This is a genomic window from Streptomyces tyrfis (assembly GCF_037034285.1).
In the GTDB taxonomy this organism is placed as follows: Bacteria; Actinomycetota; Actinomycetes; order Streptomycetales; family Streptomycetaceae; genus Streptomyces.
Window position 1 is genome coordinate 1 of sequence record NZ_JBAGJZ010000047.1, and the last position, 25,002, is coordinate 25,002.

Consider the following 25,002-nt stretch of genomic DNA (forward strand, 5'->3'; position numbering starts at 1 on the left):
GGGGGCGGGCCCCGCGGCCCGGGGGGGGCCCCCGCGGTTCCCTGCCGGCGTCCGCCGTCCGGCCGGCCACCGGGCCGTGTGGTCCCGTTCACCCGCGGTCGATACTGTGACGACATGCCCGATTACCACGATGACCTGCGCCTCGCCCATGTGCTGGCGGACGCCGCCGACGCCGCGACCATGGACCGGTTCAAGGCCCTGGACCTCAAGGTCGAGACCAAGCCGGACATGACCCCCGTGAGCGAGGCCGACAAGGCCGCCGAGGAGCTGATCCGCGGTCACCTCCACCGGGCGCGCCCGCGCGACGCGATCCTGGGCGAGGAGTTCGGGGTCGAGGGCACCGGCCCGCGGCGCTGGGTCGTCGACCCGATCGACGGCACCAAGAACTACGTGCGCGGCGTGCCGGTCTGGGCGACGCTGATCTCCCTGATGGAAGCCGACGAGCGGGGAGACTTCCAGCCCGTGGTCGGCGTGGTCTCCGCGCCCGCGCTGAACCGGCGCTGGTGGGCGGCGAAAGGCGCCGGGGCGTACACCGGGCGCAGTCTGACCTCCGCCACCCGGCTCCAGGTGTCGAAGGTGGGGCGGATCGCGGACGCCTCGTTCGCGTACTCCTCGCTGGACGGCTGGGAGGAGCGCGGCCGGCTCGACGGCTTCCTGGACCTGGCCAGGGCCTGCTGGCGCACCCGCGGCTACGGGGACTTCTGGCCGTACATGATGGTCGCCGAGGGGTCGGTCGACATCTGCGCGGAGCCGGAGCTCTCGCTCTGGGACATGGCCGCGAACGCCATCGTCGTCCAGGAGGCGGGCGGCGTGTTCACCAGCCTCGACGGCGTCCCCGGCCCCGGCGGCGGCAACGCCGCGGCGTCGAACGGACTGCTGCACGAGGAGCTGCTCGGCCACCTCGGCGGACGCCCCTGACCCCGGCCGCGCCCCCCGAGGGGCGTCGCGCACCACCACGCGCCCCTCGGACGGCCCCGTTCCCCCCTTGTTGCGCTTCCGCATCGGTGCAACTCTGAGAGTCCGCCCAGCTTGTGAAATTGTGAATCGGTCCGCGGGCCGCTTCACGAAGGAGGTGGCTCCCCACATGCTCGTCCGTGACGCCATGAGCACGCTGGTCCTGACCATCGGACCGGCCCATACGCTCCGCCAGGCCGCCCGGCTGATGTCGGTGCGCCGCATCGGGGCGGCGGTCGTCCTCGACCAGGACAACAGCGGGCTCGGCATTCTCACCGAGCGCGACATCCTGAACGCGGTCGGCTCGGGGCAGAATCCCGACACCGAGACCGCCGCCGGCCACACCACCACCGACGTGGTCTTCGCGGCCCCCACCTGGACGCTGGAGGAGGCGGCGGAGGCCATGACGCACGGCGGGTTCCGCCATCTGATCGTGATGGACGACCACGGCCCCGTCGGCATCGTCTCGGTCCGCGACATCCTGCGCTGCTGGACGCCCGCCAGACGCCGGCACCGCGTGAAACTCGTCGGTTGAACCGGCCCCCGGCCGAGCCCGGGAACGAGCGGCGGGCCGGGCCCCTCCTGGAGGAGGAGCCCGGCCCGCCGTCGTCGGCAGACGCCCGGATCAGCCGCGCAGGGCCTGGACCGCGGCCTCCAGACGCTTGCCGAGGTCACCGTCCGCCTGGCGGAAGTTGTTGATCGCGCGCTCGGCGATGTCGTCGCGCGAGACCTTGGCGATGAACCCGGCCAGGTTCTCGACCAGCCGGGCCTTCTCGTCCTCGGAGAACAGCCGGTAGAGGTTGCCGGCCTGCACGAAGTCGTCGTCCTCGGCGTGGCTGGGGGCCACGTGCGTGCCGATGTCGCCCGTCACCGGCATGGGCCCCCACAGCGGCCGGTCGGTCTGGGCCGGTCCGCCGAAGCTGTTCGGCTCGTAGTTCTTCGCGCCCTTGTGGCGGCCGTCGTACAGGAAGCCGTCGCGGCTGTAGGTGCGCGCCTCGGTGGCGTGCGGGCGGTTCACCGGCAGGTGGTCGGCGTTGATGCCGACGCGGTAGCGGTGCGCGTCGCCGTAGGCGAAGAGACGGCCCTGGAGCATCTTGTCCGGGGACGGGCCGATGCCCGGCACGAAGTGCGCGGGGCTGAAGATCGACTGCTCGACCTCGGCGAAGATGTTCTCCGGGTTGCGGTTGAGCTCCAGCTTGCCGATCTCGATCGGCGGGTAGTCCTCGTGCGGCCACACCTTGGTGAGGTCGAACGGGTTGAAGCGGTACGTGGCCGCCTCGGCCGCCGGCATGATCTGGACCTGCACGGTCCAGGTCGGGAAGTCGCCGCGCTCGATCGCCTCGCGCAGGTCGCGCTGGTGGCTGTCGGGGTCCTCGCCGGCGAGCTTGTTGGCCTCCGCCTGGGTGAGGTTCTTGATGCCCTGGTCGGTCTTGAAGTGGTACTTGACCCAGAAGACCTCGCCGGCCTCGTTGTTCCACTGGTACGTGTGCGAGCCGTAGCCGTTCATGTGGCGGTACGAGGCGGGGATACCTCGGTCGCCGAAGAGCCAGGTCACCTGGTGGGTCGACTCGGGCGACAGACCCCAGAAGTCCCAGACGTTGTCCGCCTCCTGCGAGCCGGTGTACGGGTCGCGCTTCTGGGTGTGGATGAAGTCGGGGAACTTGATGGCGTCCTTGATGAAGAACACCGGGGTGTTGTTGCCGACGAGGTCGTAGTTGCCCTCCTCGGTGTAGAACTTCAGCGCGAAGCCGCGGGGGTCGCGCACCGCGTCGGCCGCGCCGAGGTTGCCCGCCACGGTCGAGAAGCGCAGGAACGTCTCCGTCTGCTTGCCGACCTCGGAGAGGAACTTCGCCCGCGTCCACTGCGAGACGTCACGGGTCAGCGTGAACGTGCCGTACGCGCCGGCGCCCCGGGCGTGCACGATGCGCTCCGGGATGCGCTCGCGGTTGAAGTGCGCGAGCTTCTCCAGCAGCGACTGGTCCTGCACCAGCACGGGACCGCCGACGCCCGCGGTCTGGCTGTTCTGGTTGTCGGCGACCGGCGCCCCGGCCTCAGTGGTGAGCGGTCCCTGCGTCACGTGCGCCTCCTGCGTCGTTCCTGCTCATTCGTCATGTCTCGCACAGCCTGTCCCTTGGCGTATGCCGAGGTCGATCCTACAATGGACTTAGTCCAAGTCAAGGGAACATCCAAAGTCGCACTCGTTCGGGACCTGGTCCCCCCACTGTTAGGCTTGTGCTTATGAGTGACCTGCTGGAACGACTTCGTGGACGCGGCTGGCGCATGACCGCCCAGCGGCGCGTCGTGGCGGAGGTCCTCGACGGGGATCATGTGCACCTGACGGCCGACGAGGTCCACGCCCGGGCCGTCGCCAGGCTGCCGGAGATCTCCCGCGCCACCGTGTACAACACCCTGGGCGAGATGGTGACGCTGGGCGAGGTCATCGAGGTCACCACCGACCGCCGCGCCAAGCGCTACGACCCGAACGCGCACCGGCCGCACCACCACCTGGTCTGCGCGCGCTGCGGCACGATCCGCGACGTGCACCCGGCGGGCGACCCGCTGGCGGACCTGCCGAAGGACGAGCGGTTCGGCTTCACGGTGTCCGACGTCGAGGTGACCTACCGCGGCATCTGCCCGAGCTGCGCGGCCACGAGCTGACGGCCGCCCGGCCGCCCTCCGACCGCTCCCCCCGTTTTCGGCACCGGTTGCGGCTCCGGCTCCGACGTCGATGCACCCGCGCCCCTGGCCCGCAGAGCACCCGGAAAAACACCTGAGGCCGGATCCTTGAAGGATCCGGCCTCAGGCTTTCAGTAGCGGGGACAGGATTTGAACCTGCGACCTCTGGGTTATGAGCCCAGCGAGCTACCGAGCTGCTCCACCCCGCGTCGTTGTGTTCCCCACCGTACGTCACCGCTCCCGACCGGCGCAAATCAGCTCCGGCGGCCCCGGCTGCGGCGCGCGGTCACCCACCGGAGTCGCGGCCCGGCGCGCCGGGTTCCGGGGCCGCGGACCTCACGCGGTGAGTTCCTGGTGGAGCGCCTCCCTCAGCCGGGCGGCCCGCTCGGCGACCTCGGCCGGCCCCAGCTCGACCGCCCGAGCGCACCAGCGCTGCCCCTCGGTGAGCTCGCCCCGGCGGGCGGCCAGCAGGGCCAGCCGCAGGGCGGCGCGGCCGTGCCCCTCGTTCGCGGCCCGGACCCACCACAGCGTGGCCTCCCGCTCACTGCCCTCGCGGGCCAGCAGCAGGCCCAGGTTGAAGGCCCCGTTGCGGCTGCCCGCCTCGGCCGCCTCGCGGTACCAGCGGGCCGCGCTGTCGATGTCGCCGCGCGCCGCCGCGAGCATCCCCACCCGCACCTGGGCGCGGCGGTGGCCCTGCTCGGCGGCCCGTTCGTACCACTCCTCGCACTCGGTCTTCACCGGCACCGCCTCGCCCAGCGCGGGCGGGCCGGGCGGCGGCTGCCGGGAGTCCAGCACCCCGGCGAGCCGGAACGCGGCCTCCGCGCTGCCGCCGCCCGCGGCGCAGCGCAGATGGCGTTCGGCCTCCTGCTCCTCGCCGCGGTGCAGCAGGGCCATGCCGACCTGGAGCGCGGCCTCCGTGTGCCCGGCCGCCGCGGCGCGCTCGTACCAGACCAGCGCCATGCGCTCCTCGCCGCGTCCGGCGTAGAGGATGCCGAGGTTGAAGGCGGCGTCGACGCTGCCTGCCTCGGCCGCCTTGGAGAACCAGGGTTCGGCCCCGGCCGCGTCGCCGGCCTGGAGCAGCAGCACGGCCAGCGCGTTGGCGGCCTCGCGGTGGCCCGCGTACGCGGCGCGGCGGTACCACTGCTCGGCCTGCGGCGTGCGGTCCTGGGCCGCGCAGAGCAGCCCGAGGTTGTAGGAGCCGTTGACGTCGCCCGCGTTCATGGCCGCCCGGTACCAGCGTTCGGCGGTCTGCTGCTCGCCGCGGGCGGCGTGCAGGGCCCCGAGGGCGTTGGCGGCGTTCCCGTCGCCGTCCTGGGCGGCGCGCAGCCACCACACGGCGGCGCTCTCCACGTCGCCCGCGTCGCGGAGCAGGAAGCCGAGGGCGCAGGCGGCCCGCGGCTCGCCCGCCTTCGCCGAGATGAGGTACCAGCGGCCGGCCTCCTTGGGCTCGCCGCGCTGTTCCAGGAGGGCGCCCAGGCGCAGGGCGGCCCGCTGGTGGCCGCGCGCGGCGGCCTGCCGGTACCACTGCTCCGCCTCGCCGGCCCGCCCGGCCGGGGCGCCGGCCACCGGTCCGCCCTTGCGCACCGCGAAGCCGCCCATGGTGGCCGAACGTCCCATCGTGGCGTGGCGCGGGCCCTGGCGGCGGCGGAAGGCCGTGTCGTCCGGGTCGTCGTCGGCGTCCGGGTCCAGCAGCCGCGCGAGCCGGTAGGCGGCCTCCCGGTGCCCCTGCTCGGCGGCGACGCGCAGCCAGCGTTCGGCGCCCACGTCGCTCCGGTGCTCCAGCAGGTCGGCGAGGGCGTAGGCGCCGAGCGCGTGGCCCTGCTCGGCGGACTGGCGGAGCCAGTACTCGGCGCCGGGCTCGTCCCCCCGCTCGCGGTAGTGACGGCCCAGGGAGTGCGCGGCGGCGGCGGAGCCCGCGACGGCCGCGATGCGCCACCAGTCGGCCGCGTCGTCGGTGTAGCCGCGCTGGTGGAGGAGGACGCCCAGGTTGTTGGCGGCGGCCCGGTCGCCGTCGGCGGTGGCGGCGCGCAGATAGTGCTCGGCGCCGTCCAGGTCGCCGCGTCGCAGCAGCAGCGCGCCGAGGGTGCTCATCGACGTGGTGTCACCGGCGTCGGCGGCGCGGCGGTGACGGGCCTCGTTCTCGTCGCTCTCCGGGCTCTCCGAGGGGTCCTGGTCGGCCCGGGCCCGGGAGGCGTCGTGGGCGCCGGGGGCGCGAAGGCCGGTCGCGGTGCCGGGGCCCGACGCGCGCCGCGGGCCCATCGCGTGCCGTGTGCCCGTCGCCGGGCCGCCGCCGCCCCCCGCACCGGCCGCGTTCCTGACGCCTTCCGCGCGCCCGGCCCCGGTACGGTTCTCCGGCTCTGTGCTCTCGACGGTCGCGGCACACCCCGCAGTCTCGGCAGTCCCCGTGGTCTCGTCGGTCCCGGCGGTCTCGTCGGTCCCGGCGGTCTCGTCGGTCCCGGCGGTCTCGTCGGTCCCGGCGGTCTCGTCGGCCCCAGTGGCCTCAGCAGTCGCGGTGGTCTCGGTCGTCGTCCCAGTGGTCTCGGTGGTCTCGCTGTTGTCCGCGGCAGAAACGCCGAAAGCCGCATTCACCACGCTATCCGCCCGATGAACGCGGCGCCGCACAAACCGCCCTGTCTCCAACAGAGTTGCCCTGTCCCCCATAAATATCATCGTCGCACCGCCTGCAACCCACGCACACCCGTAAACCGAGGCTTGTGAGGTCACTACAGCGTTTTGTCGACATGCCCACAGAGAGACAAGTCAAACACGTTCGGGCCCAACTCGCGCCCCGCGAAGCACCCTTCACAGAGGCTGCACAAGAAAGCCGTCACGGCACGACGAAGGCCCGGATCCTCGAAAGGATCCGGGCCTTCGTCGTCAGTAGCGGGGACAGGATTTGAACCTGCGACCTCTGGGTTATGAGCCCAGCGAGCTACCGAGCTGCTCCACCCCGCGTCGTTGTGTGGAAACCGTACCACGACGCGGGGCGGGCCTTTACCCGGTCACCCGGCCACCGGGCGCGTCAGCCGCCGTCGCCTCCCGGTGCGGCCGCCTGATCGGCCCCCGGCTCGGCGGACTGGCCGGCCCCCGGCTTGGCGGCCCCGTCGCCGGAGCCGCCCGGACCGCCGCCCGCCTTGGGCTGGGCCGCCGCCGCGCGCTCCAGCGCGTTCTGGAGATCCGCCTGGGCCTTGCCGTAGGCGGTCCAGTCCTGCTTCTTCAGGGCCGCCTCGCCCTCCGCGTACGCCGCCTGCGCGTCGGCGATCGCCTTCTTCAGCGCCGCCTCACCGGTGGCCGGGGGCTGCGTGGTCTCGCCCGGGGGTCTGGTGGTCTCCTCCGGCGGCTGGGTGTTGCCCGAGCCCGTCACGCCGAAGACCTCGTCGAGCGCCTCCCCGAGGCTGTTCTTGAAGACGGTCTTCGACCCGTACGAGGCGGCGACCTTGCGCAGCAGCGGGTAGTTCTGCGTGCCACCGCGGGTGTACACCGGCTCGATGTAGAGGAACCCGCCCTCCAGCGGCACGGTCAGCAGGTTGCCGTACTCGATGTCGGAGTCGGTGCCCTTGAGGTTCCGCACGAACTCGGCGACGTCGTCGTTGCCGTTGAGCTCGCTCTGCACCTGGCCCGGGCCCTTCACCGTGCTGGTGACCCTGAGCAGTCGTATCGTGCCGTAGTCCTTGCTGGCCGCGTCCGCGTCCACCGCCATGAACGCCCCGAGGTCGGGACGGCCCTTCGGGGTGAACGTGGTGGTCAGCGAGAACTTCTGGGCCGCCTGGTCCGGCATCTTTATGCTCAGGTAGTACGGCGGGACGGAGCCCGAGTCCTTGTTGGTCGGGTCGTCCGGGACCTGCCACGCGTCACTTCCGCTGTAGAACTGCGCGGGGTTGGTGACGTGGTAGCGGGTGAGCAGCTCCCGCTGCACCTTGAACAGGTCCTGCGGGTAGCGCAGGTGCTCCTGGAGCTCCTGCGGGATGTCGGCCCTGGGCTGGACCGTTCCCGGGAACGCCTTGCGCCAGGTCTTGAGGACCGGGTCCTCGGTGTCCCACTCGTAGAGCTTCACCGTGCCGTCGTAGGCGTCGACGGTGGCCTTGACGGAGTTCCGGATGTAGTTGACCTGGTTCTGCTGGGCGACGACCGCGCGCTGGTTGGTGGTCAGCGAGTCGGCCGTGGTGTCGCCGAGCGTGGTCCGCGAGGCGTACGGGTACCCGTTGGTGGTGGTGTACGCGTCGACGACCCACTGGATGCGGCCCTTCACCACGGCCGGGTAGGCGTCGCCGTCGATGGTCAGCCACGGGGCGACGGCCTCGACGCGCTCCTTGGGCGTGCGGTTGTACAGGATCCGCGAGCCGTCGCCGATGGCGCCCGAGTAGAGGATCTGCGGCTCGCTGAACGCCACCGCGTACGCGGCGCGGTTGAACGTGTTGGAGAGGCTGACCCCGCTGCCGCCCTGGTAGCTGGTGGTCTTCTCGCCGTCCTCCTCGTAGTCGAGCTCCTTCTGGGGCCCGCCGACGATGGAGTACTGCTCGGTCTTCTCGCCGTAGTAGATCCGCTGCTCGTACGAGCCCAGACCGCCCGAGGTCGGCAGGCCGGACTCGGTGAAGTCCGGGGAGCCCTTCGGGTTCTTGCCCGTGGTGGTGCCCCGGGCCGCGATGGCGCCGTAGCCGTGGGTGTAGGTGAAGTGGTCGTTGATCCAGTTGCGCTTGGGGATGCCGTCGATGTTGAGTTCGCGCAGACCGATGACCGTGTCCTGGTCCTTGCCCGTGGCGTCCTTGTAGCGGTCCACGTCCAGCGTCTTGGGGAACTGGTAGTAGTTCCGCTTCTGCTGGAGCTGCTGGAAGGCCGGGGAGACGACGTTGGGGTCCATCACGCGGTAGCTGGCGGCGGTGTCCGCGCTCGCGCGCAGCCTGTTGTCGTCCTCCGTGGTGCTCTTGCCCGCGTAGTCCTGGACCTGCGCCCGGTCGATGTCGTACGCCTGGCGCGTCGCCTCGATGTTCTTCCGGATGAACGGGGCTTCCTTGGCCTGCTCGTTCGGCTGGACCTGGAACTTCTGCACGATCGCCGGGTACAGCCCGCCGATCAGGATCGCCGAGAGCACCATCAGGCCGAAGCCGATCACAGGGAGCTGCCAGGTGCGGCGCCACAGCGTCGCGAAGAACAGCACGGCGCAGATCGCGGCGATGCAGAACAGGATGGTCTTCGCCGGCAGGTAGGCGTTGGCGTCGACGTACCGCAGGCCCGTCCAGTTGTCCGTGGCCTTGAAGTCACTGGACTTCACGGCCAGGCCGTAGCGGTCGAGCCAGTACGCCACGGCCTTCAGCGAGACGAAGACGCCGAGCAGCACCGACAGGTGGCCGGTGGCCGCGCCGGTCGCCCGCGCGCCGGGGCTGGTGACGCGGAGCCCGCCGTACAGGTAGTGGGTCAGCGCGGCGGCGATCAGCGAGAGCACCGTGGCCGCGAAGCCGAAGCCCAGCAGGAAGCGGTACCAGGGCAGGTCGAAGGCGTAGAACGAGACGTCCAGGTGGAACTGGGGGTCCTTCTGGCCGAAGGCCACGCCGTTCACATACATCAGCCAGGTGCGCCACTGACCGGAGGCGGACGCCCCGGCGATCAGCCCGACGAGGGCGGTGATCGCGAGCAGCACCCACTTCTTGTAGGGCGCGAGGCTCATCCGGTAGCGGTCCAGGCTCTGCTGCTCCAGGGACATCGCGCTCAGCGGCGGCCGGAGCCGGTGCGCGAGCCAGATGTTCAGCCCGACGACGACCGCCATCAGCAGCCCGAAGACGAGGAACAGCCCGATCTTGGTCCACAGGGTGGTGGTGAAGACGGACGAGTAGGAGACCGACCTGTACCAGAGCCAGTCCGTCCAGAACCCGGCGAACATGACGAACGCCATGGCGAGGACCGCCAGGACGCCGAGCGTCATCAGCAGGGTACGGGCGCGCCGGGACGGGCGGCCGACTCTGATCCGTGGCCCGGTCGGGCCTCCGCCGCGGTCCGGCATCTGGAAAGCCAACGTGCGCACCTCGTAGTTCGCGGGTCGTATGGAGCGGGCCCGGCGGTAGTCGGACCCACCTATGCAACTTACTGACGCTTTACCTAGTTCCCGATACCGGGGCGGAAGGAGGCAGGATATTGGTCATGCCCAACGTTTCCGCCTCAGGCCCCCCGATGGCCGCGAGCCCCCTGACCGTCGCCGTGCTGGAGATCGACGAGTACGTCTCCGGCCTCGGCTGGGACCAGCCGGCCCGGCTCTTCGCTCTCGTCGACACCGCCCGGCTGCGGGCCCAGGAGCCCGGTCTGGCCTCCCAGCTCGGCCTGGACGCCGATGCCCCCGCCTCCTCCCTCACCCCCGTCGAGCAGGAAGAGCTCCCGGCGGGCACCGCCCTGGACGACTTCCTCGCCACGATCGCCTGGCCCGACGCGGTGGCCGGCTGCGCGATGACGGTGGAGCGGCTGATGCTGCCGCCGTCCGCCGAGGCGTCCGTGCCCGAGGGGCTCGGCGAGGCCCAGCTGGCCAAGTGGGTCGCGAAGCACCCGGAGCGTCAGGAGGTGCGGATGACCGTGGCCGCCCTCCGGGACGGCTCGCGCGAGTGCGCGGTGCGGCTGCGCGAGAAGGACTCCCCGAGCGAGGTGCGGACCGGTGCCGGGCTGGTGCCCGGGCTGGCCGAGGCGCTGGCCGCCACCTTCGAGGACTGATCCCGCCACGCCTCCGCCGGGGGACCCGGCCGCGCGCGGGGCGCGGGGCGCGGTCAGCCCGCCGAACAGCTCGGCAGGTCGGCCGTGTCCCCCGTCCGGATCTTCTCCAGCGACTTCCTCGCGTCGCCGATCGTCTTCACCTTGACGAGCGTGAGCCCGCCGGGGGTGTCGGAGGCGGCGGCCTTGCAGTTCGCGGCCGGGGTGAGGAAGTAGCGGGCGCCCGCGTCGCGCGCGCCGACCAGCTTCATGGTGATGCCGCCGATCGGGCCGACTCTGCCCTTGTCGTCGATGGTGCCGGTGCCCGCGATGAACTTGCCGCCGGTCAGGTCGGTGGGCGACAGCTTGTCGATGAGGCCGAGGGAGAACATCAGCCCGGCGCTGGGCCCGCCGACGTCGGCGAGCTCGATGTCGATCCGGAACGGGAAGGTGTGGTCCGCCCCGGCCTGGATGCCGACGATCGCGCGGTCGTCCCCGGGGGCCTTCACCGTGGTGATGACGACTTCGCGGCTGCCCTCGGGCTTGCGGCCGGCCTTCTCGGCGGCCTGCGCCGTCTTCGCCGGGATCACCGTGAAGGCGACGTCCTCGCCGGGCTTGTGCCGGGTGACGAGCTTCGCGACGTCCTGCGGCTGCTCGACCTCCGTTCCGTCGACCCGCTGGATCACGTCGCCCGCGTGCAGTCTGCCCTGGGCGGGGCTGCCCTTGACCACGCTGGAGACCACCACCCGCGACTCCACCGGGATGCGCAGCTCTGTGAGGGCCGCGACCTTGGCGCTCTCCTGGGACTGGGTGAACTCCTCGGCGTTCTCCTGCGTCGACTGCTGCTCGGTCTTGCCGTCGGGGTAGAGCGTCTCGTGCGGCACCACCAGGCTGCTGTGGGAGAGCCAGCGGTAGACGGCCTCGCCGAGCGTCATCCGGTAGTCGGCGCCGGTGACCCTGACCGTGGTCATGTTGAGGTGGCCCGACGTCGGATACGTCTTGTGCCCCGAGATCTGCAGAACCGGCTCGCCCTTGACCTTGCCGAGTGTGTTCACGGTCGGCCCCGGAGACATCTCCGAATAGGGCACCTTGATCAACAGGCCCGCGCAGAGCAGCGCGATGAGGATCAGGGTGGAGGCGAGCATCGTCGCCGTGCGGCGTGGCATGGAACGACAGTACGGGAAGGGTCTGTCAGTGCGCCGTCCGGGCCGATCCCCGGGAAGCGCTCCCGGGCGACGGAGAGCGCCCGGCGCGCTGCCGCCCCGGAGGTCGCCGGCGGCCGGGAACGCGCGGCGGCTTGGCGATCGCGTACGGTCCGACGAGGCTCCGCGCGGCGGACATGAGGTCAGACGACATCGGAACCGGAATGCGATTTCTCCATCGCTTCACGGAACCGCGCATAGCCGGCGAGTTCTGAGACATCACCGGCTGTGTGGTGGCGGGTGACCCAGCTTCCCCATATCCCTGCGCCGAGCGCGGCAAAAAGCGGAATCAACAGCCAAGCGAGTGCCGCCATTACGACCTCCCTGCCCCATGAGCGACCGCAACTGGCCGATCAGCAGATTAACCGTCTGCATGACTAACGCTCTCCGCAGGGGGTCGATTACGCAAATCGGGGCGGACAACCACCCGATCGGCTTGCGATCAGCAGGCGCCGACCCACTCCTCGGTGCCGTCCGAGAACCGCTGGTGCTTCCAGATCGGAACCTCGCGCTTGAGGTCGTCGATGAGCTTGCGGCACGCCTCGAACGCCTCCGCGCGGTGCGGGCAGGAGACCGCGACGACGACCGCGAGGTCCCCCACTCGGAGGTCACCCACACGATGGACGGCGGCAAGCGCCCGGACCGGGAATTCCGCCGCGACCTTCTCGGCCACCCGGCGCAGCTCGTCCGCCGCCGAGGGATGGCAGGAGTACGCGAGCGCGCTGACGTCCTGCCCGCCGTCGTGGTCGCGCACCGTGCCGACGAAGAGCGCCGTGCCCCCCGCGGCGTCGTCCCCGACGGCGCGGAGGACCTCGTCGACCGACAACGGCGTGTCGCGGATCGCCAGCAGCCTGACGGGGTCGGCCGCCGCCCACTCGCCGGGGTGGTGGTACGGAGGAGCCTTGGGAGCCATGGGGCCCATGCTGCCGTACCGCGCCGGCGAGGGCGACAGCGGTTCCCCCGGCGGTCTCCTCCCCCGCCCCGGAATCCGGGAGTCCTCCGGGCTCCGGCACCGCCGGCCGCCGGGCGCGGGACGGCCTGCCGGGCCGGAGACCGCGGCGCCCGGCCGCCCGGCTCAGATGCGACGGCGGGCCTTGCGCGCCCTGCGGACCAGGGCGGCGGTGCCGAGCAGCGCCACGGTGGCGCCCGCCGCGCCCGCCGCGGTCGCGTCCTTGCGGCCGAGGCGGCGGCCGGCGACGGTGTGCCGGCCCGCCACCTCCTCCAGGAGCGCGGCGAGCACCTCCTCGTTGGTCCAGCTCGGACGCCAGCCCACATCGTGCAGCCGGCTCACGCTGACCACCCAGGGGTGCATGGTGTACGCCAGGTCGCCCGCGGGGGACGGGGTGAGCCCGATCCGGTGCAGCCGGGCGGCGGCGCCGAGGGCCACCGCGGAGGGCAGTTCCATCCGGCGGACCCCGCTCAGCTCCTCGACCTCCTCCTGTTCGAGCCAGCCGTCGCAGCCGACCGCGAACTCCCCGTCGATCTTCTCCAGCGCCGCGTACTCCAGGGCCGTGACCAGGTCCTCGACATGGCAGAACTGCCAGGCGGGGCGCGATCCGGCGACGACCAGGAGGCGCGGCGACTCGAAGTAGCGGGTCAGCGCGGTGTCGGTGCCGCCGACCAGGACGGTGGGCCGGACCACGGTCACGTTGAGCCCGGGGTGGGCGCGCGGCGCGCGGCGGCCGAGGCGTTCGATCTCCAGGAGGTCGCCGACGCCGGTGGCCTCGGCCGTGGCGCGCAGCTCGGCGTCCTCGGAGAGCGGGATGTCGTTGTCGGGCAGCGCCCCGTAGACCATGGCCGAGGTGCACAGCACGACCCGGTGGACCCCGGCCGCGGCGGCGGCGGTGAGCACGGTCTGGGTCCCGCGCACGTTGTAGGCGGTGCGGGCGGCGGGGTCGGTCTCCAGATCGAGGTCGAGCGCGAGGTGCACCACGACGTCCGCGCCGCGCAGCCGCTCCGCGATGGCGGGGTCCCGCACGTCGAGGATGTGCCAGGTCGCTTCGGACACCTCCCCGCGGCGCTCGTCGATGGCGATGACCCGCTTGATCTCCTCGGAGGCCGCGAGGCGCGCGGCGAGCAGCTCACCGACGCCGCGCGCGGCTCCGGTGACCGCGACGACGGGGCCGCGGCTCCCGGCGCGGCCCCGCGCGGGTTTTTCCTCGGTCGAGGGGTCGGGCAGGTTTCGCGCTGCGCGAACCTGAGGATCTGGGGAACTCACCGGGCGTCTCCAGAGGTTGTCTTCAGTACGTACCCGAATGACGCGTACGTACCAGGTGGCGTCCATCCTGCCGCAGGCCTGGGGCCGAGGAGCACGAGGCCCCGAGCGGACTTTTGGTGTCTACGCTGGATGGTGATGTCGGGCAGTCGCCGTCGGTTCGCGCCGGCGGCCCTAAGAGCCGAGGAAACCCGTGAGTGACACCCCATTCGGATTCGGCCTTCCGCCGGAGGAGCCGGAGAACGGCGACGAGGGCAAGAAGAAGGACCCCACCGGAGGTGAGCGGGGCTCGGGCGGTCCTGCGGGCCCGTTCGGCTTCGGGCTCGGCGCGGGCGGGGAGAACCCGTTCGCGGCGATGTTCGGCTCGATGAACCCCAACGACCTGGGGGCGGCCTTCCAGCAGCTCGGCCAGATGCTGAGCTACGAGGGCGGTCCCGTGAACTGGGACATGGCCAAGCAGATCGCTCGCCAGACGGTCGCGCAGGGCACGCCCGACGGCAGCAAGGACGCGAGCGTCGGCCCGGCCGAGCGGTCCGCGGTCGACGAGGCGCTGCGCCTGGCCGACCTGTGGCTGGACGGGGTGACGTCGCTGCCCTCCGGTTCGGTCTCGGCGGTGGCGTGGAGCCGTGCGGAGTGGGTGGAGGCTTCCCTCCCCGCCTGGCAGAAGCTGGTCGACCCGGTGGCCGAGCGCGTGGGTCTGGCCATGGGCGACGTGCTGCCCGAGGAGATGCAGGCGATGGCCGGCCCGCTGATCGGCATGATGCGGTCGATGGGCGGCGCGATGTTCGGCCAGCAGATCGGGCAGGCGGTCGGCGTGCTCGCGGGCGAGGTGGTCGGTTCCACCGACATCGGGCTCCCGCTGGGCCCGGCGGGCAAGGCGGCGCTGCTGCCGCTGAACGTGGAGCGGTTCGGCAAGGACCTCGGCGTGCCGCAGGACGAGGTGCGGCTGTATCTCGCGCTGCGCGAGGCCGCCCACCAGCGGCTCTTCGCCCATGTCCCGTGGCTGCGGTCGCATCTGTTCGGCGCCGTCGAGGGGTACGCCCACGGCATCAAGGTCGACACCAGCAAGCTGGAGGACGTGGTCGGCCAGTTCGACCCCTCGCAGCCCGAGCAGCTGCAGGACGCCCTTCAGCAGGGGATGTTCCAGCCGGAGGACACCCCGGAGCAGAAGGCCGCCCTGGCCAGGCTGGAGACGGCGCTCGCGCTGGTCGAGGGCTGGGTGGACGCGGTGGTCCATGAGGCCGCCGAGTCCCGTCTGACCTCGGCGGACGCGCTGCGCGAGACCATGCGCCGGCGGCGCGCCTCCGGCGGCCCGGCCGAGCAGACGTTCGCGACGCTCATCGGTCTCCAGCTGCGTCCCCGGCGGCTGCGCGACGCCTCGCGCCTGTGGGCGTCGCTCACCGACGCGCGCGGTCTGGACGGGCGCGACGCGCTGTGGGAGCACCCCGACATGCTGCCGACCGCCGACGACCTGGACGACCCGGACGGTTTCGTCCACCGCGAGCATCTGGACTTCTCGGAGCTGGACAAGATGCTGGGAGAGGCCGCGCGGGAGCCGAAGAAGCCCGAGCCCGGGACGGGCGAGGCCCGCCCCGGTGGGTCCGGCGACGGCGGGAACGAGGGCAAGGGCGAGGGCAAGGGCGACAGCGACCGGTGAGCCTGCACGATGACGCCGTTCTCGTGCTCAAGCGCTACGAGAACGCGGCGGACCCGGTCCAGGAGGAGCTGCGCCAGGTCTATCTGGACCACTTGGCCCGGCATCCGGACGGCATGTGGAAGGCCTGCGGGGCGGGGCATCTGACGGCGAGCGCCCTGGTCGTGGATCCGGAGCGCGGCCGGGTCCTGCTCACCCTGCACCGCAAGCTGCGGATGTGGCTCCAGATGGGCGGCCACTGCGAGCCGCAGGACGGCGCCCTGGCCGCCGCAGCGCTGCGCGAGGCCACCGAGGAGTCCGGGATCGGCGGCCTGACGCTGCTCCCGGGCGGCCCGGTCACGCTGGACCGCCACCGGATCCCCGCCCCCTGCCACTGGCACCTGGACGTGCAGTACGCGGCGCTGGCGCCCACGGGGGCGACGGAGCAGATCAGCGACGAGTCGCTGGACCTGCGCTGGTTCGCGTACGACGAGGTCCCCTCGGTGGCGGACGCCTCGGTCGTGCGCCTGACGGCGCGCGTCCGCGCCGCGCTGGAGCGGCGCGGCTAGGGGGTGTCTGATGAATGAGTGCGGGAGAAGGAGCGGGGGCCGGTGCGTGCGATCGCAAGGCGCCGGAGCGTCTGCGTGGCGGAGCCACGTGGGCGGTTCGGCAACGCCGCAAGCGTGCGTGCCGGACCCCGCCACGCCGCAGGTATATGTCAGACACCCCCTAAAGGCCCCCTAAAGGCTGTCCCGTAATCCCTGGCGGGCGTGCGACGAAAGCTGCGGCGCCTCGCGGCGTTGTCGGAACGCCCGCATACGTCCAGTATGCGGGCGCCCCTCCGCCTTGCGATGCACCTCATCTGGCGCCGCACACTGATCCACCACGGATTACGGGACAGCCCTTAGCAGCTCTCCGCGCGCCCGCAGGGCGGCGCGGGCGGGTGGGGCGGTTCGAGGACCCGCTCCCGCCCGCCTCGTGCATGCGCCTCCCGCGCAGGGGCCGGCGCGGCTCAGCCCCAGGCGTTGTTCTGGTTCTGGCCGTGGGCGCCGTACTGCCCCATTCCGTACTGCGCGCGGATTCCCTGCCCGATCTGCGCGTTCTGCGGCGGCAGCACCTCGCTGGGCTGGACCAGGGCGTACCCCTGGCCGAGGAAGCTGAGCTCCCAGCCCTCGCCGGTGTGGCCGCGGCGACGCCAGACGCCCGAGGAGTGCGTCTGGGCCTGCATCTGCACCCGCAGGGAGCCGGACCAGGCGACGACGGCGTCGGCGTCGGCGTTGACGTACTTGTCCGGCGTGACCTGCATCATCAGCGGCCGGCCCGAGGTCATCAGGGCGACCTTGCCGCTGCCGGTGATGTTGAGCTGGTACTTCCCGGTGCCGGAGATGCCGTACTGGCTGTCCACGGCCACGACCTCGTGGTGCAGCCCGGAGTCCAGCGCGAGGACGTAGGCGCTGTCCACGGTCAGACCGTCGTGGTCGACGTCCACCACGTGCACGTACTGGGCGAGGTTGGCGAGGAACACGGTGCCCTGGCCGGAGCAGCGCATGAGGTCCAGGCCCTCACCGGTCTGCGAGCGGGCATGCCGCTGCCCGTGCGACTGGTACTCCCCGTCGAACTCGATCAGGCCCTGGTACGCGACCATGCTGCCCTTGCGGGCGAGGACGTCGTCGCGGCCGTCGAGCGCGACCCGGAGCATCTGCGCGTTCTGCAGGGTGTACCGGTCGGCGGACTGCTGTTCGGTGTGCTGGAAAAGCGGGCTCTGCATGGTCTTCTCTCGCTCCCCTCAGCCCCGGGCCCGCAGGCGGTCGGTGCTGTCCTCGCTGGGTTGTACGACGACGACGCCCTGGCCGGAGAAGGCCATCTGGAACGCCTCGCCGCTGCCGCGGCCGATCAGGGAGGCCGCCTTGAAGCTCCGCTTGCCCTTCACCTTGAGGTTCGGGGACCAGGCGACGAGGGCGTCGGGGTCGACGTAGGTCTCGTCCTCACCGCTGCCGCAGTTGACGACGACGGGGGTGCCCCGCGAGGTCAGCGCGACCCAGCCGGTGCCGGAGATGGAGACGTTCCACAGGCCCTGCCCGGTGAACTTGGCGAGCCCCTTGACCCGCTCGACGCCCCACTGGAGCTGGGCGTCGAAGGCGAGGACATTAGTGCCGTTGACCGACAGCGCCTCGTTGTCGAGGTGGACGACGACGACGTGCGCACCGTAGTCGGCGAGGTAGAGGAGGCCGTCCCCGCTGCACTTCATCAGCGGGGCGCCCTCGCCGGTGATCCAGTCGCGGGCGATCTGGCGGACGGCGGACGGATTCGGCTCGTACTGGATGAAGCCCTCGTACGCGACCATCGAGCCGACCCGGGCGAAGAGGTCGTGCCCCGTGGCCATCGCCACCTTCAGCATGGCGCTGCCGTGGTTCTCCATACGGGCGGTGACCGGTGCGGGGGCATACCCCGCGAGCTGCTGGTTCATTGCTTCGGCCTCCCTCAGACCTCGTACGGCTGGACGACGATGAAGTTGCCCGGCGCACCCCGGAACTGGAGGTTCACCGATTCCCCGCTGTGTCCCGGGTAGGCGTTGTAGCGCAACCGCACCTGGCTGGAGACGATCACCTGGGAGGCGGCGGACCAGGCCACGACGGCGTCGCTATCGGCGAAGGTCGTCGGCGTGACGGGCAGGACCACCGGGGTGCCGTGCGTCATCACCACCACGGTGCCGGTCCCCTGGAAGAGCATGGTGAACAGCGCCCCGCCCGGGATCCCGTGCCCCTCGATCCGCCGCACCTCGTACTGGAGGGACTCGTCGAAGGCGAGGACGCGCTCGGCCGAGACGCAGATGCTGTCGCCCTGGAGCTCGATGGGGTGCAGATGGGCGCTGTCCTCGGCGAGGAAGACCTGGCCGCGGCCGGTGCAGCGCATCAGCTGCATCTCCTGGCCGGTGGCGTTTCCCACGATCCGGCCGGCGAAGCCCGCGCCCTTGTAGCTGAAGTCGACCTTGCCCTGGTACATGACCATGCTGCCCTGGCGGGCGAGGACGGGGGCGCCGTCCTGGCCGAGGTCCACCCGGATCAGCTGGTGGTTCTGAGCCGTCCAGCGCAGGCCGGTCGGCGCCTCCTTGTAGAGGTCGACGGCCGCCTGGAGCCCGCCCCCGCCGGACTGCGGCACGCCCTGCGGAACGCCAGGGGGCATGCCCATGCCCGGGGGCTGCTGGCCGTACGGAGCCGGCGGCTGCTGCCCGTAGGGCGCGGGGGCCTGCTGTCCGTACGGGGCGGGGAACGGCTGGCCGGGAGGGGGCGGGGGCGGGCCGGGGGGCTGCCCGAACTGCGTCTGCTGGGGCGGCTGCCCGTACGGGGCCGGCGCGGGCGCGGGCGCGGGCGGCGGGACGGTACCGCCCGGCGGTGCCATGGGGGCCATCGGCGCCACCATCGTCGGCGCGTTGTGGATCTGCTGCGGGGTGGGCGGGGCCGCCGGGGCGTTGAAGTCCGGGGCGGGCCGCGGCGGCGGGGCGTCGAAGGCGGGAGCGGGCACCGGCGGCTGGGGGGCGTGCGGGACCTGGGGCGGCAGGGGCGCCGGCGGGACCTGGGGGGCCGGTGACGCCTGCGGGACCTGCGGGGCCGCGGGGGCGGCGAACGGCGGCGCGGGGGCGGCCGCCTGGGCGGGCGGCGCGAACGCCGGCACGGCCGGCTGCGGCTGGGGGGCGGCGGGCTCCTCCTCCGCGACCTCGCCGCCGAAGTTCTTCAGGAGCGCTTCGAGACCGCCGTCGAAGCCCTGGCCGACGGCGGCGAACCGCCAGACGTCCTTCAGGTAGAAGTCGCCCAGCATGACGGCGCGCTCGGTGGTGAACTCCGAGCCGTCGAAGGCGTACCGGGCGACTTCCTCGCCACCGGCGACGATCCGGATGTATCCGGGTCCGATCTGGGACATCTGACCGGCGCCGTCGATCGCCGCGGTGAACGACAGCTTGCGGATGTGGCCGGGAACGCGATCGAGGGTGACGCGGAACGACTCGGTGTCACCGGCCTGGGGGCCGAGGAGCTGCACGGACTCCTCGGGCGATCTGGGCTGGTTGAAGAAGACGAAGTAACGGTCGTCGGAGAGCCGCTCGTCGGCGTCCAGGCCGAAGCAGCTGATGTCGATGGTCAGCCCCGGGCCACCGATCTGCACACCCACGTACAGGTCCGTCCCCGATGTGAGATCGCCGATCCTGGCCTTGTGGCCGCGCTGGAATTCCCTGGCCATGCGTAACGACCGTCCCCCATCCCGAAGGTGAATACGTCGCGCCAGGCTAACCGCAATCTTCGACGGCGAACCAAGGCGGTACACATCCGGTACACAACCGCCGGAGGTCACTCACCGCGTGCGGCGGGCAGATACGGCAGCCGGTCGGCCGCCACCACGCCCTCCAGGTAACCGCGGGCCCGCTCGGTGCGGGGGTACGCCTCCAGCAGCCGCCAGAATCGCGGGCCGTGACCGGGCACCAGCAGATGGGCCAGCTCGTGCACCAGCACGTAGTCGACGACGTACTCGGGCATGCCCTGGAGACGGTGCGACAGCCGGATGCTGCCCTCCGCCGGGGTACACGAGCCCCAGCGGGTGTTCTGGTTGGTCACCCACCGCACCGACACCGGTCTGGCCCGGCCCTCGAAGTACTGGGCGGACAACCGCTCGGCGCGCTCCGCGAGTTCGCCGTCGCCGAGGACGCGTCTGCTCTCCTGGGCCGCGAGCTTGTCGAGCATCACGTCCACCCACCGCTGCTCCTCGGCCTTCGACATCCGGGCCGGGATGAGCACGATGGTGCGGTCCCCCTCGCGGTACGCGGAAACCGTTCTGCTGCGGCGGTTGCTCCTGCGGACCTCGACCGCGCTCGTCGCCGACGCACGGGGTGGACGGTCCGCCGCGCCGCGCCGGCGGATTCGGGCGCTGCGCTCAGGGGTCTCCCCGGCGATTCCGGGTGACGGGTCGGCGGGCACGCCATGACGTTACCCGGTCACGGCGGAGGAAGTCCCGCCTCCGGACGGTTCGCGATCGATCCACTCCACGGAGTGCGCCATTTGAACGACTAATGCACCGCACCTGTGGATAACTTTCCGCGCGATTCGGCGCCGGCCCGCATTCTGGCAACACGTCTCGCGAACAGTGCGACCAGTGGCCCGGGTACGGCCACGAGTCGGCGGCTGCGGCCGGCGAGACGGCAGCCGTTGTCCGAACAGCACCGATCGGGGGAATCCGTGTATCCCATGTTGAAGCCCGCGCTGCGCCGTGCCTGGCGCGGCCGGGGGACCGTGCAATTCGGGGTGACACCCGCCCACGCGGTGATGCTCGGCCCCTTGGACATCGCGACGAGCAGCTTCCTGGAGCTGCTCGACGGTACGCGCGGCCTGCCGCTGCTGCGCGAGGAAGCACGGGCGCTGGACCTGTCCGACCGGCAAGTGGACACCCTGATCCGCAGGTTGACCGATGCGGGTCTGGTCGACGACGTGCGGTCGGTCGGTCCGGAGACCGATGTGCTGCGGAGCCGTCCCGGGGCCCTGGAGCGGCACCGTCCGGATCTGGCGTCGCTCTCGGTGGTCCACCCCGAGCCGGGCGGCGGCATGCGCCGGCTGGCGGCCCGCCGGGCGATGCGGGTCCAGGTCCGGGGGGCGGGGCGGGTGGGCGCCGCGGTCGCGGCGGTGCTGTCCGGGGCCGGGGTGGGCCGGGTCGAGGTGCTGGACGGGGGGCACACCGAGCCGTGGGACGTGGCGCCCGGCGGCCTGCCGCCGACGGCGATCGGGGAACGCAGGGACACCGCCGCCCGGCAGCTGGTGCGCAGGTCGGCAGGGGGCGCGGCGGTCCGGGCGGCGGAAGCGGCGAACTCCCCGGAGAGCGGGGAGCCGGGGCTCTCGCTGATCGTGGTGGCTCCACGGGACGGCTTCGGGGTGTACGTCCCGGACCCCCGGTCGGCTGAATCATGGATCGCCTCCGGCACCCCCCACCTCTACGCCGGGGTGGTGGAGGCCACGGGAGTGGTCGGCCCCCTGGTCCTGCCCGGGGGCACGGCGTGCGCGGAGTGTCTGGCGCTGACCCGCGCGGCGGCGGACCATCAGTGGCCCAGGATGCTGTCCCAGTGGCGCTCCGGGCGCCGGAACGCCGTGCAGGCCTGCGATCTGGGGCTGGCGACGGCGGTGGCCGGACTGGCGGCCGCCCATGCGCTGTCCTTTCTGGACGGGGACCTGCCCGCCAGCACGGGGACGCGCTGGGAGACGGCGCTGCCGCTGTTGGACTGGCGCTCGGAACGGATCGCGCCCCATCCCGACTGCCGCTGCGGCGCGGCTGGGCACACTGTCGGGGAGCGCGCCTCCGGCGTCGACGCGGCGCACGACACAATGGCCGGGTAACCGCCGCGCGCGGTACGGCGGTCTGGGATATGGAGGGGCTCATGTCTGATCTTCCCCGGAAAGCGGTCACGCGTACCGCCAAGTTGGCGGCCCTGCCGTTGGGGTTCGCCGGCCGCGCGACCTGGGGCCTGGGCAAGCGGATCGGCGGGAAGTCCGCAGAGCTGGTCGCCCGGGAGGTGCAGCAGCGGACGGCCGATCAACTCTTCAAAGTTTTGGGCGAGTTGAAGGGCGGTGCGATGAAGCTGGGCCAGGCCCTGTCCGTCTTCGAGTCCGCGCTGCCCGAGGAGCTGGCCGGACCATACCGTGCGGCGCTCACCAAACTTCAGGACGCCGCACCGCCGATGCCCAGCGGCACGGTGCACGAGGTGCTGGCGAAACGGCTCGGAGCGGACTGGCGGGACTTGTTCCTCGACTTCGAGGACAAGCCGTCGGCCGCCGCGTCGATCGGCCAGGTGCACCGGGCGGTGTGGCACGACGGGCGGGACGTCGCGGTGAAGGTGCAGTATCCGGGCGCCGGGGAGGCGTTGCTCACGGACCTCACCCAACTCAGCAGGTTCGCCCGGCTGCTCGGCCCCCTGATCCCGGGGATGGACATCAAGCCGCTCATCACCGAGCTGCGCGACCGGATCTCGGAGGAGCTGGACTACGAGCAGGAGGCACGGTCCCAGCAGGACCATGCCGAGGAGTTCGCGACCGACCCGGACGTGGTGATCCCCGATGTGGTGCACCAGTCCGACCAGGTTCTGGTGACGGAGTGGATGGGCGGCGTTCCGCTGGCCGACGTGATCGCGGAGGGCACGCCCGAGCAGCGTGACCGCGCCGGCCAGCTGCTGGCCCGTTTCCTCTTCTCGGGTCCGGCGCGCACCGGTCTGCTGCACGCGGACCCGCATCCCGGCAACTTCCGTCTGCTGCCCCCGGCGGACGGCATGGTCGACGCCGACGGGGACGACGGGCCCTGCGAGCGGGGCGAGAGCGTCGCTTTCGGGGAGTGGCGGCTCGGGGTGCTGGACTTCGGCACGGTGGACCGGCTGCCGGGTGGTCTGCCGCAGCCGATCGGGGATTCGCTGCGGCTGGCGCTGGAGGGTGACGCACAGGCGGTGTACGAGCTGCTGCGCGAGGAGGGCTTCGTCAAGGAATCGGTCGATCTGGATCCGGACGCGGTGCTGGACTATCTCCTCCCGATCATCGAACCGGCCGGGGCGGAGGAGTTCACCTTCACCCGGAGCTGGATGCGGAACCAGGCGGCGCGGATCGCCGATCTCCGCTCCCCCGCCCATCAGCTGGGCAAGCAGCTGAATCTGCCGCCCTCCTATCTGCTGATACACCGGGTGACGCTGAGCACGATCGGGGTGCTGTGCCAGCTGGGCGCGACGGTACGGCTGCGCGACGAACTCGAGTCCTGGCTGCCGGGCTTCCTGTGGGAGGACGAGCAGGATGCCCCGGCCGCCGAGGAGCAGCCGGCGGAGGCAGGGGTACCGGCGCAGGAACCGCCGAGCCAAGAGGCTCAGGAGGGGCCGCCCCAGGAAGTGCCGGCCCAGGAGTCGCGGGACCGGGAGGCGCCGGACGAGGAGTCGCCGGCGGAGGGGAAGCCGACCGAGGAGGCGCCGCACGGGAAAACGGCTGGAAAGGCGGCGGCGAAGGGGGTGCTGGCCGAGTCATGACCCCGCGATCGCCGTGATGCGCCGCACGCACCACGGGCCGCGCCCTCCGGGCCGACGACGCCGCTCGCGGAACGCGGCCCGGCCCGAACGACCGTGGGGCCGGTCCACATGGACCGGCCCCACGGAAGGGGTGCGGGGGAGCCGGGGAATCCGGCCGGGCTGAGCGGTCGCCCGGCCGGAGGCCCCCGGCGCAGGCCGTGCGTTCAAGGCGTCGTCGGCCGGACGGGGCGCGTCGGACGGCGTCCGGGCCGCGTCCGTCACACGCTGCCGTTCCGCCCTTCGTGCGGCGGACGGCAGGTGACGGACACGGCCTAGTGCATCACGGCCATGGCCAGCGCGCGGCGGGCGCGCATCGAGACGCGCTCGGCCCTCCGCTGCATGCGGCGCGCGTTGACCAGGCGCACGGCCCAGCGCTGCGCGTCCGCTTCCCTCAGGCGCTCGTGCATATGGGCACGCGCCAGGGCTTCTGGAATGAGTTGCATTTCTCGGGTCCTGTTCTGGCGCGAATCGTTCGCACCGATGATCGTGACGTTCGGTGTCGCGGAGCCGACGGGCTCGTTCGTGGGGACGGACATTGGTGCCTGATTTCGGGGATCGTGGGTGTGGGGACGGTCGATGGTTCCGAGGCGCTTCGTGAGTTTGGGAGCCGTGACTCCCAGCCCGGCGGTCACGCTGCTACCGGGTTCTTGCGCGGACGGCCCCGGGGCCGCTTGCGGGCGACGACGACGCCCTGGACGAAGAGCTCTCCGCCCCAGACGCCCCACGGCTCGCGGCGTTCCTTGGCGCCGGCGAGGCACGCCTCGACGAGCGGGCAGGTGCGGCAGAGGGACTTGGCGTACTCGACGTCGGCGGGCGACTCGGCGAAGAAGACCTCCGGGTCGTAGGAGCGGCAGGGCACCGGAACGCCGAGGTTCTCGATGGCGTCGTCGAGCGCGGTGAGCGCGGTGAGGGGGGTCAAGGTGGGGTCCTCCGTGAGGCCGGGCGGCGGGAACGTGTCGGAAGGCGGTACGGACGGGGCGTGTGCGTCGAGTTGCACGGCGGGTGGTGTCCTCGTCTGGTCGTTCCGGCCTGTTGGGCCGGAGGGCGGCTGGTACCGGGTGTTGCTTGTCCCGAGGCTCCTTCTCGCCGTCCGTCCGAAAGGACGGACGGGCTGTTCATCCGTTCGGACAAACAAAAGGGCCGCGGATCCCGAGTGGGGTTCCGCGGCCCTGAAGGCGCCGGCCTGATGCTGGATCAGGCTGGATCTCTCCAGGGTTCAGGCCCACGGAAGGCCCACATCGTGTGGTGCTGCGTCATCTGCTCATTGGCGTCGGCTTCCACTCCGGCACCGACGGCGGCGAAGGCATAGGCCTGGGCCTGACCCTTCGCTTCTGCTGCTGCCGGTGCCTGAGCCGGTCGCTCATCACGCTTCCGCACGGGGGAGTTCGCCGGGGACAGCGGGCTGACGAAGGACAGACCGGTGCCACGGAGCGAGGAAGCCGAGGAGCAGACGAGGCCGAGCGAGCTGGCGGAGACGACCGAGCGGTCGGTCACTTTGTTGGTCTTGATGATGCTGATCACTTCAATCGCCTCCTCTCGGCGTCTCGGCGGACCGGCGCGCGGTCCTGCGTATTCGGATAAGTACAGC

22 protein-coding genes and 2 tRNA genes are annotated in these 25,002 nt (G+C 71.9%); 8 read left to right on the forward strand and 16 right to left on the reverse strand.

The window, feature by feature from the left end; all coding sequences use genetic code 11:
- Nucleotides 1-114: 114 nt before the first annotated feature.
- On the forward strand, nt 115-918 hold the full coding sequence (hisN, locus tag WA762_RS28455) for a histidinol-phosphatase (RefSeq protein ID WP_335939381.1): 804 nt from the start codon (nt 115-117) through the stop codon (nt 916-918).
- A 166-nt stretch (nt 919-1,084) separates the two neighbouring features.
- Entirely contained in the window at nt 1,085-1,489 is a 405-nt protein-coding gene (locus WA762_RS28460; RefSeq protein WP_335939382.1) for a CBS domain-containing protein, read from the forward strand.
- Nucleotides 1,490-1,579: 90 nt separating this feature from the next.
- Here the strand turns inward: WA762_RS28460 and WA762_RS28465 are convergent, their stop codons facing one another.
- Nucleotides 1,580-3,031 carry a catalase gene (locus WA762_RS28465; protein ID WP_335939383.1) on the reverse strand — a complete coding sequence of 484 codons (1,452 nt, stop codon included), beginning with the start codon at nt 3,029-3,031 and terminating at the stop codon, nt 1,580-1,582.
- A gap of 161 nt (nt 3,032-3,192) precedes the next feature.
- On the opposite strand from WA762_RS28465, the gene WA762_RS28470 reads away from it, so the two are divergent.
- Complete coding sequence (locus WA762_RS28470) at nt 3,193-3,612, forward strand: Fur family transcriptional regulator (RefSeq protein WP_335939384.1); 420 nt, start codon at nt 3,193-3,195, stop codon at nt 3,610-3,612.
- 153 nt (nt 3,613-3,765) lie between these two features.
- Here the strand turns inward: WA762_RS28470 and WA762_RS28475 are convergent.
- The 4 genes from WA762_RS28475 to WA762_RS28490 all read right to left on the reverse strand — a co-directional run bounded on the left by WA762_RS28475 (nt 3,766) and on the right by WA762_RS28490 (nt 9,625).
- A tRNA-Met gene (locus WA762_RS28475) sits at nt 3,766-3,839 on the reverse strand.
- A gap of 127 nt (nt 3,840-3,966) precedes the next feature.
- Nucleotides 3,967-5,889 carry a tetratricopeptide repeat protein gene (locus WA762_RS28480; protein WP_335939423.1) on the reverse strand — a complete coding sequence of 641 codons (1,923 nt, stop codon included), beginning with the start codon at nt 5,887-5,889 and terminating at the stop codon, nt 3,967-3,969.
- A 622-nt stretch (nt 5,890-6,511) separates the two neighbouring features.
- Nucleotides 6,512-6,585, reverse strand: a tRNA-Met gene (locus tag WA762_RS28485).
- A gap of 67 nt (nt 6,586-6,652) precedes the next feature.
- Nucleotides 6,653-9,625, reverse strand: a complete 2,973-nt coding sequence (locus WA762_RS28490; protein WP_335939424.1) for a UPF0182 family membrane protein — start codon at nt 9,623-9,625, stop codon at nt 6,653-6,655.
- Between the two features lie 137 nt (nt 9,626-9,762).
- Between WA762_RS28490 and WA762_RS28495 the strand changes: the two genes are divergently transcribed.
- Nucleotides 9,763-10,320: a PPA1309 family protein gene (locus tag WA762_RS28495; protein WP_335939385.1), complete on the forward strand. Its 558-nt coding sequence runs from the start codon at nt 9,763-9,765 to the stop codon at nt 10,318-10,320.
- A gap of 53 nt (nt 10,321-10,373) precedes the next feature.
- Here the strand turns inward: WA762_RS28495 and WA762_RS28500 are convergent, their stop codons facing one another.
- From WA762_RS28500 to WA762_RS28515, 4 genes are all read right to left on the reverse strand, one after another.
- Nucleotides 10,374-11,462, reverse strand: coding sequence for a YlbL family protein (locus WA762_RS28500; RefSeq protein ID WP_335939386.1), 1,089 nt, complete (start codon nt 11,460-11,462; stop codon nt 10,374-10,376).
- Between the two features lie 179 nt (nt 11,463-11,641).
- Nucleotides 11,642-11,812, reverse strand: a complete 171-nt coding sequence (locus tag WA762_RS28505) for a hypothetical protein (protein WP_335939387.1) — start codon at nt 11,810-11,812, stop codon at nt 11,642-11,644.
- 128 nt (nt 11,813-11,940) lie between these two features.
- Nucleotides 11,941-12,411 carry a molybdenum cofactor biosynthesis protein MoaE gene (locus WA762_RS28510; RefSeq protein WP_335939388.1) on the reverse strand — a complete coding sequence of 157 codons (471 nt, stop codon included), beginning with the start codon at nt 12,409-12,411 and terminating at the stop codon, nt 11,941-11,943.
- A 162-nt stretch (nt 12,412-12,573) separates the two neighbouring features.
- Entirely contained in the window at nt 12,574-13,716 is a 1,143-nt protein-coding gene (locus WA762_RS28515) for an SDR family oxidoreductase (protein ID WP_335939389.1), read from the reverse strand.
- Between the two features lie 190 nt (nt 13,717-13,906).
- Between WA762_RS28515 and WA762_RS28520 the strand changes: the two genes are divergently transcribed.
- Both WA762_RS28520 and WA762_RS28525 read left to right on the forward strand, forming a co-directional pair.
- Entirely contained in the window at nt 13,907-15,370 is a 1,464-nt protein-coding gene (locus WA762_RS28520; protein ID WP_335939390.1) for a zinc-dependent metalloprotease, read from the forward strand.
- Nucleotides 15,367-15,915 carry an NUDIX hydrolase gene (locus WA762_RS28525; protein WP_335939391.1) on the forward strand — a complete coding sequence of 183 codons (549 nt, stop codon included), beginning with the start codon at nt 15,367-15,369 and terminating at the stop codon, nt 15,913-15,915. The genes WA762_RS28520 and WA762_RS28525 overlap by 4 nt, the downstream gene beginning before the upstream one ends.
- A gap of 443 nt (nt 15,916-16,358) precedes the next feature.
- Here WA762_RS28525 and WA762_RS28530 read toward each other — a convergent pair whose 3' ends face one another.
- The 4 genes from WA762_RS28530 to WA762_RS28545 all read right to left on the reverse strand — a co-directional run bounded on the left by WA762_RS28530 (nt 16,359) and on the right by WA762_RS28545 (nt 20,310).
- Nucleotides 16,359-17,114, reverse strand: a complete 756-nt coding sequence (locus WA762_RS28530) for an AIM24 family protein (protein ID WP_335939392.1) — start codon at nt 17,112-17,114, stop codon at nt 16,359-16,361.
- A gap of 18 nt (nt 17,115-17,132) precedes the next feature.
- A complete protein-coding gene (locus tag WA762_RS28535) occupies nt 17,133-17,813 on the reverse strand; it encodes an AIM24 family protein (RefSeq protein WP_335939393.1) in 681 nt (226 codons plus the stop codon).
- Nucleotides 17,814-17,827: 14 nt separating this feature from the next.
- Nucleotides 17,828-19,579: a TerD family protein gene (locus tag WA762_RS28540; protein ID WP_335939394.1), complete on the reverse strand. Its 1,752-nt coding sequence runs from the start codon at nt 19,577-19,579 to the stop codon at nt 17,828-17,830.
- 107 nt (nt 19,580-19,686) lie between these two features.
- Nucleotides 19,687-20,310: a M48 metallopeptidase family protein gene (locus WA762_RS28545; protein WP_335939395.1), complete on the reverse strand. Its 624-nt coding sequence runs from the start codon at nt 20,308-20,310 to the stop codon at nt 19,687-19,689.
- A 258-nt stretch (nt 20,311-20,568) separates the two neighbouring features.
- Here WA762_RS28545 and WA762_RS28550 point away from each other — a divergent pair, with 258 nt between their 5' ends.
- Both WA762_RS28550 and WA762_RS28555 read left to right on the forward strand, forming a co-directional pair.
- Nucleotides 20,569-21,714: a ThiF family adenylyltransferase gene (locus WA762_RS28550; RefSeq protein WP_335939396.1), complete on the forward strand. Its 1,146-nt coding sequence runs from the start codon at nt 20,569-20,571 to the stop codon at nt 21,712-21,714.
- Between the two features lie 41 nt (nt 21,715-21,755).
- Nucleotides 21,756-23,375 (forward strand): AarF/UbiB family protein, encoded by a 1,620-nt coding sequence (locus tag WA762_RS28555; RefSeq protein WP_335939397.1) that lies wholly within the window; start codon nt 21,756-21,758, stop codon nt 23,373-23,375.
- Between the two features lie 311 nt (nt 23,376-23,686).
- Here WA762_RS28555 and WA762_RS28560 read toward each other — a convergent pair whose 3' ends face one another.
- The 3 genes from WA762_RS28560 to WA762_RS28570 all read right to left on the reverse strand — a co-directional run bounded on the left by WA762_RS28560 (nt 23,687) and on the right by WA762_RS28570 (nt 24,935).
- Nucleotides 23,687-24,046, reverse strand: a complete 360-nt coding sequence (locus tag WA762_RS28560; RefSeq protein WP_335939398.1) for a hypothetical protein — start codon at nt 24,044-24,046, stop codon at nt 23,687-23,689.
- Nucleotides 24,043-24,411: a WhiB family transcriptional regulator gene (locus WA762_RS28565; protein ID WP_335939399.1), complete on the reverse strand. Its 369-nt coding sequence runs from the start codon at nt 24,409-24,411 to the stop codon at nt 24,043-24,045. Before WA762_RS28565 ends, WA762_RS28560 begins: the two co-directional genes overlap by 4 nt.
- A 197-nt stretch (nt 24,412-24,608) precedes the next feature.
- The gene (locus tag WA762_RS28570) at nt 24,609-24,935 is read right to left on the reverse strand and encodes a hypothetical protein (protein WP_335939400.1); all 327 of its coding nucleotides are present in this window, start codon (nt 24,933-24,935) and stop codon (nt 24,609-24,611) included.
- Between the last annotated feature and the right edge of the window lie 67 nt (nt 24,936-25,002).